A 1013-nucleotide genomic window follows, 5' to 3' on the forward strand; every position below is an offset into this window, starting at 1 on the left:
CATTAGTCTGCTGTTTTTCAAGCTGTTGCAGTTCGTCAACGGTCTGGCTGATTTTAGTAGCGTAATCCATAACCAAAGATACGACTTATTGAATTTGATTTAGTATAAGTTTACTTGGCCATTAGGTATTCCTTGGGGAAAATCATTTGATGCACCGGGAGAAAACTATCCCGGATTTGTACGCCAAAAAGTAATTGGATTAGCCTACAACCGTTTTTGGTGGAAAGGATTATATACAGGCGTTCATGCAATGAATGCTTTTCAAAAATATATAGATGAGGATGATAAAAAGATTGCAAATGGATACACATTATTCATGACCTACCGTTTGGGTTACCAGGTCAAACTATTTAAAAACCGTTTCTTTATAGAACCATCTATTGGTTTGACGCATTGGCCTGTACAAACTAATGTACCACAATCTTTTGAATTAGTGGAAAGTAAATGGCCTAAATACTTCGGTTATGAACCCGGACTTCATTTTGGGTTTAATTTCTAGTAATTTTACCGACACTTAAACATATCCACAACACCAATTAGCAAGTTATTTAGGCCTAAAACACAATCATTAAACAGGCTAAGAGCAAGAATTATTGAAATAATAAAAGTTGAGATACATTTCTTAACTTAAGTGAACGAATTCAAGCAACTTTCCAATCTACTTTTGCAGTATCGTTTAACGTTAATTAACAAAGATATGCAAAAGAAAATTTTATGGATTGGACTTGTTTTGGTTTTAACAAGCTGTTTACAGGGGAATGCACAATATGCCAAACAAGACAGTACTTACAAACGGTGGTTTGTTGGTAGCACTATTTTTTTATTGGGTAATTTGGCTAGCACAAACAGACCCGACTTCGTTCAACTCAATTTAGGCTATCGTATTACAGGAAAAGATGTAATTATACTAAATCAGATTGATGATGACGTATTTTTGATGTACGGAAAACAACTTAACGCGATGACTTTGCCTGAATCAGCAAATAAGTCTTCTACAATCGCTTGAATTCGAG

2 protein-coding genes are annotated in these 1013 nt (G+C 34.8%); both read left to right on the forward strand.

Features of this window, described 5'->3' with window-relative positions; all coding sequences use genetic code 11:
* Nucleotides 1-250 precede the first annotated feature (250 nt).
* Nucleotides 251-499, forward strand: coding sequence for a hypothetical protein (locus FH603_RS28215; protein ID WP_186742717.1), 249 nt, complete (start codon nucleotides 251-253; stop codon nucleotides 497-499).
* A 198-nt stretch (nucleotides 500-697) separates the two neighbouring features.
* Nucleotides 698-1006, forward strand: coding sequence for a hypothetical protein (locus FH603_RS28220; protein ID WP_317171358.1), 309 nt, complete (start codon nucleotides 698-700; stop codon nucleotides 1004-1006).
* Nucleotides 1007-1013 lie beyond the last annotated feature (7 nt).

The sequence above is a fragment of the Spirosoma utsteinense genome, from assembly GCF_014282275.1.
GTDB lineage: Bacteria > Bacteroidota > Bacteroidia > Cytophagales > Spirosomataceae > Spirosoma > Spirosoma utsteinense.

Bases quoted from the DNA above. Each gene is read 5' to 3' on its own strand.
- FH603_RS28220 (WP_317171358.1), top strand. From the start codon at position 698: ATGCAAAAGAAAATTTTATGGATTGGACTTGTTTTGGTTTTAACAAGC.
- FH603_RS28215 (WP_186742717.1), top strand. From the start codon at position 251: ATGAATGCTTTTCAAAAATATATAGATGAGGATGATAAAAAGATTGCA.